This window comes from Actinomadura fibrosa, from assembly GCF_900659615.1.
Taxonomy (GTDB): Bacteria; Actinomycetota; Actinomycetes; order Streptosporangiales; family Streptosporangiaceae; genus Spirillospora; species Spirillospora fibrosa.
Genome location: NZ_CAACUY010000411.1, coordinates 1 through 5,287, shown reverse-complemented (window position 1 = coordinate 5,287; position 5,287 = coordinate 1). Strand labels below are relative to the sequence as shown.

General features: G+C 76.5%; 3 protein-coding genes and 1 pseudogene. 1 reads left to right on the top strand and 3 read right to left on the bottom strand.

Annotation, left to right across the window (positions count from 1 at the left end):
- From E1300_RS47435 to E1300_RS47425, 3 genes are all read right to left on the bottom strand, one after another.
- Positions 1 to 1,018 (bottom strand): SpnB-like Rossmann fold domain-containing protein (locus E1300_RS47435; RefSeq protein WP_207400412.1); only part of this gene is annotated, 1,018 nt, incomplete at its 3' end.
- 44 nt (positions 1,019 to 1,062) lie between these two features.
- Positions 1,063 to 1,626, bottom strand: a complete 564-nt coding sequence (locus E1300_RS47430; RefSeq protein WP_131763819.1) for an FcoT family thioesterase — start codon at positions 1,624 to 1,626, stop codon at positions 1,063 to 1,065.
- Positions 1,623 to 5,189, bottom strand: a complete 3,567-nt coding sequence (locus E1300_RS47425) for a type I polyketide synthase (RefSeq protein WP_242619865.1) — start codon at positions 5,187 to 5,189, stop codon at positions 1,623 to 1,625. Before E1300_RS47425 ends, E1300_RS47430 begins: the two co-directional genes overlap by 4 nt.
- Before the next feature lies 1 nt (position 5,190).
- On the opposite strand from E1300_RS47425, the pseudogene E1300_RS54315 reads away from it, so the two are divergent.
- Positions 5,191 to 5,287, top strand: a pseudogene (locus tag E1300_RS54315) (glycosyltransferase); the annotation flags it as partial.

Below are 5,287 nucleotides of genomic sequence, written 5' to 3'. Positions count from 1 at the left end.
CGAGGCGCGGCCGGGACAGCGCGCCCTGCCGCACGGCGAGCTGCGGTTCGCCGGTGGCCGCCGCGGCGGCGAGGGCGCGGCCGGAGTCCTCGGGCTCGTCGACGTCGACGAGGACGAAGCGGCCGGGGTGCTCGGCCTGCGCGCTGCGGACCAGGCCCCACACGGCGGCGCCGGACAGGTCGGACAGGTCCTCCTCCGGGCGGACGGCGACGGCGCCGGTGGTGACGAGCATGAGCCGCGCGCCGGAGAGCCGGTCGTCGGCCAGCCACTCCTGGACGAGGCCGAGGGCGCGCTGCGCGGCGGACCGGACGGGCGAGTCCTCCTCCGTGCAGGACACGACGACCACGTCCGGGGCGGGCGCGCCGTCGCGGAGCGCCGCGTCGAGGGCGCGCAGGGAGGCGTAGGAGCCGACGGGGCGGCGCGCGGACTTCAACGCGCCGGTGACGCCGATGTGGTCGGTGCCGAGGAACGCCCACTGCCCGCGGTCGGCGGCGGGCGGCGGCTGCGGGACGGCCTTCCACGCGACGCGCAGCAGCCGCGTGCTCTGCGCGGCGGCGTCGAGCTGGTCGGCGGTGACCGGGCGGAGGACCAGCGAGCCGACCGTCGCGACCGGTTCGCCGTCCTCGCCGGTGAGGGCGAGGGAGACCCCGCCCGCACCGGGGACGGTGTGGACGCGGACGGCCCGCGCGCCGGGCCGGTGGACGCGGACACCGCGCAGCGCGAACGGCAGGAACGTCCCGCCGTCGCCGTCGATGCCGGGGACCAGCGCGGTCTGGAGCGCGGCGTCGAGGAGCGCCGGGTGCAGCAGGTAGTCGCCGGGTCCGGCGGGGCCGGAGCCGGCGGCGCCCGGGTCGAGGCCGGCGTCGGCGTGGACCTCCTCGCCGTCCGCCCACACGGCGCGCAGGCCGCGGAACGCGGGACCGTACCGCAGGCCGCGGTCGGCGAGCCGGTCGTACAGGCGGTCGGTGTCGACCTGGCGGGCCCCCGCCGGTGGCCGGGGCCGTTGGACGTCGCTCATCGTCGCTTCCTTCGCAGGCGGCTTCTGCACGGGCCCGTGGGCGGTCAGATCGCGGGCGGGTTGGTGATGGCGGCGGCGACCTCGCCGTGGCTGTCGCCGCCGTGCTCGTCCCAGTAGCGGCACTTGGTCCGCAGGATGACGAGGGGGTCGCGGAGGTCGTTGCCGTCCCACTCGGCGATGTCGGCGACCTCGATCTCGCCGTGGAAGATGCGCCCGCGCATGGACGCGCGGAACGCGCTCTTGAAGTCGGTGATGAACACGTCGCCGAGCTGCCGCGTCCAGAACTGCTCCAGCGTCCAGCGGGAGAACGGCTCGATCAGCGACTCCTTCACCGCCTTCGCCATCAGGTAGTACGCCATCTGGTTGAAGCAGATGTTGAACTCGACGGAGTTGAAGTGCCCGGTGTCGTCGATGTAGCAGGACTCGGGGATCTCGAAGACGCAGGCGGCCATGAGCCGCCCGTTGTCGGGCGGGTCGCCCTCCAGGGTCACCGTGACCGAGGTCAGGTACTCGCACCGCTTGGCCCGGTAGGGCGTGAGGACGCGGTTCAGCAGTTCCTCGTCGGTGGGGTAGACGCGCTGGCCGGTGCGGTCGAGCAGCTCTGTCATGCCGGTTCTCCTGATCGTTGCGCGGCCTGCAGGAGCTCGGCCACGCTCATGTTCCGGATCTCTTCGGTGCGGTCCTCGGTGCCGCCGTCGGCGGCGATGTCGGTAGCGGTGTCGGTGGCGGCCGGGTCAGGCTGCGGCTCGGGCTCGGCGCCGCCGATCTGGAGCTCGTCCAGCAGGTGCCGGACGAGGGCGTGCGCGGTCGGGTGGTCGAAGACGAGGGTCGCCGGGAGGCGCTCCCCGACGGTCTCGCCGAGCCCGTTGCGGAACTGGACGGCGGCGAGCGAGTCGAAGCCCATGTCGCGGAAGGACCGTTCGGGGTCGACCTCGTCCGGGTCGCCGTAGCCGAGGGTGGCGGCGGCCTGGGCGCGGACGGCGTCCAGCAGCGCCAGCTCCCGGCGCGCCGGGCTGAGGCGGGCGAGCCGGTCGCGCAGGCTCTCGGCCGGCTCGGCGGCGGCGGTGGCGTCGACGGTGCGGCGGGCCGGGCCGCGGACGAGGTCGCGCAGCGGGTACGGCGCGTCGGCGCGGGTGAGGCCGGTCAGGTCGAGCCGGACGGGGGCGAGGAACGCGCGGTCGAGCGCCCCGGCGGTGTCGAGGAGCGCGAGCCCCTCGGCGGTGGCGATGGGCAGGACGCCGTCGCGCTTCATCCGGGACAGGTCGGCGTCGTCCAGCGCGCCGGTCATGCCGCTGGACTCCGCCCACAGACCCCAGGCGAGGGACTGCGCGGGCAGGCCGTGGGCGCGGCGGTGCGCGGCGAGGCCGTCCAGGAAGGAGTTCGCGGCGGCGTAGTTGGCCTGCCCGGCGCCGCCGGTGACGCCCGCGGCGGACGAGAACAGCACGAACGCCGTCAGGTCGTGCCCGGCGGTGAGCTCGTGCAGGTTCTGCGCGGCGTCGACCTTGGGGCGCAGAACGCCGGCGAGCCGCTCGGGCGTCAGCGACGCCAGGACGCCGTCGTCGAGGACGCCCGCCGTGTGGACGACGCCGGTGAGGGCGCGGCCGTCGAGCACAGCGGCGAGCGCGGCGCGGTCGGCGGCGTCGCAGGCGACCACGTCGACGCGGGCGCCGAGGGCGGTCAGCTCGGCGGCGAGGTCCGCGGCGCCGGGCGCGTCCGGGCCGCGGCGGCTGGTGAGCAGCAGGTCGGTGACGCCGTGCGCGGTGACCAGGTGCCGGGCGACATGGCCGCCCAGCGTGCCGGTGCCGCCGGTGATGAGGACGGTGCCGGGCCGCGCGCCGAAGACGGTGGCGGGCGGGCCGCCGGGCGCGTCCCCGGCCACGCGGACGAGGCGCGGGCGGTGCGGGACGCCGGATCGCAGCGCGATCTGCGGTTCCCCGGCGGCCAGCGCGACGTCGATGGCCGCCGCGTCGTCGTCCCCATCTACGTCGATGAGGATGATCCGTCCCGGGTTCTCCGTCTGGGCGCTGCGGACGAGGCCCCAGACCGCCGCTCCGGCCAGGTCGGTGACGTCCTCGCCGTGCGCGGACACCGCGCCCCGCGTGACGACCGCCAGCGGCGCGGCGGTGTCGCCGTCCAGGTGGGTCTGGAGGACGGCCAGGACCGCGGCGGTCTCCGCGTGGACCTGCTCCGCCGTCGTCCCGGCGGCGCAGCGGTGCACGACCGCGTCCGGGACGGGGCCGGCGGGCTCGGCCGGCGTCCAGGTGAGCTCGAACAGCGCGTCGTGGGACGCGCCGGCCGCGGCGAGCCCGCCGGGCGCGACGGGCCGTAGCACGAGCGACCCGACGGACGCGATGGGACGGCCTGTGGTGTCGGTCAAGCGGATCGCGACCTCGTCCTCGCCGAGGCGGGTCATCCGCATCCGGAGCGCGGCGGCGCCCGCGGCGTGCAGGTCGATGCCGCTCCAGGCGAACGGCAGCGTGACGCGCGCCGGGTCGTCGGCGAGCAGCGCGGTGGCGTGCAGGGCCGCGTCGAGCGCGGCGGGGTGCAGGCCGAACCGTCCGGCGGAGGCGGCGGCCTGCTCCAGGGCGATCTCGGCGTACACGTCGCCGCCGGACCGCCAGGCCGCGCGCATCCCCTGGAAGACCGGGCCGTAGGCCAGGCCGTCCGCGGAGGACCGCTCGTAGAAGCCGGTGAGGTCGACCGGTTCGGCGCCCGGCGGCGGCCACGGCGCGTCCTCGGGCGGCGGTTCGGGCGCGGCGTCGGCGAGCGTGCCGACGGCGTGCCGCGTCCAGGGCAGGTCGGCGGGCGCGTCCTCGGGACGCGAGTGGACCGTCACGGTGCGCAGGTCGGCGTCGACGGCGACCTGGATCGCGACGCCGCCGCGGTCCGGGAGCGCGAGGGGCGCCTCAAGGGTCAGCTCGTCCACGCGCCCGCGCCCGGCCTCGTCGCCCGCGCGGACGGCGAGCTCGACGAAGCCGGTGCCGGGGAACAGGACGGTGCCGTCCACGACGTGATCGGCGAGCCAGGGCTGCGACGCGACGGAGAGCCGTCCGGTGAGCAGCACCCCACCCGTTCCGGCGACCGGCACGGCGGCGCCGAGCAGCGGGTGGCCGGCGGGCACCTGGCCCGCGCTGGACGCGTCGCCGGTGCGCTCGGGCACGTCGAGCCAGTACCGCTTGCGCTGGAACGCGTAGGTGGGCAGCTCGACGCGGCGGGCGCCCGTCCCGGCGAACACGCTCTCCCAGTCGACGGTCGCGCCGCGCGTGTAGGCCTCGGCGAGCGAGGCGGTGAGGCGGCGCGGGCCGCCCTCGCCGCGGCGGAGGGTGCCGACGAGCGCGGCGGCCGTTCCGGCGGACTCGGCCGTTTCGCCGAGGCCGACGAGCAGGCCCGGGTGCGGGCTGGCCTCGACGAAGATCTCGAAGCCGTCGGCGAGCAGCGCGCGGGTCGTCTCCTCGAAGCGGACGGTCTCGCGCAGGTTGGCGTACCAGTACTCGGCGTCCAGCCCGGCGGTGTCGAGCGGCCCGGCGGTGACGGTCGAGTAGAACGGCACGGCCGACGTCCGCGGCGCGAGGCCGGTCAGCTCGGCCAGCAGCCGGTCACGGATCTCCTCCACGAACACCGAGTGGGACGCGTAGTCCACCGGGATGCGGCGGGCCTGCACGCCGTCGGCGTCGAGCCGCTCCTTGAGCTCGCCGAGGGCGTCGGGGTCGCCGCAGACGACGACGGAGCCGGGCCCGTTGACGACGGCGAGCTGGAGGCGGCCGTCCCACGCGGCGATGTGCTCGGCGGCCTGGTCGGCGGACAGGGCGACCGACATCATGCCGCCCCGGCCCGCGAGCCCATGTCGGATGATCTTGCTGCGGAGGGCGACGACGCGGGCGCCGTCCTCCAGCGGCAGCCCGCCCGCGACGCAGGCCGCGGCGATCTCGCCCTGCGAGTGGCCGACGACGGCGGACGGCTCGACGCCCGCCGCGCGCCACGCCTCGGCGAGCGACACCATCACCGCCCACAGGACAGGCTGGACGACGTCGACGGCGTCCAGCGTGGGGGCGCCGGGCGCGCCGCGCAGCACGTCGAGCAGGTCCCACTCGACGTACGGTTCGAGCGCCTTGGCGCACTCGGCGAGCCGGGACGCGAACGCGGGCGAGTGGTCCAGCAGCTCCACGCCCATGCCGGGCCACTGCGACCCCTCCACACGCACTACTGGTTGTCCGGGCAGGCCGGATGGGCCGCCAAGAAGCGCTGGGGCGTCCCGCTCGTCCACTCGAT

Bases quoted from the DNA above. Each gene is read 5' to 3' on its own strand.
- E1300_RS47430 (WP_131763819.1), bottom strand. From the start codon at position 1,626: ATGACAGAGCTGCTCGACCGCACCGGCCAGCGCGTCTACCCCACCGAC.
- E1300_RS47425 (WP_242619865.1), bottom strand. From the start codon at position 5,189: ATGGGCGTGGAGCTGCTGGACCACTCGCCCGCGTTCGCGTCCCGGCTC.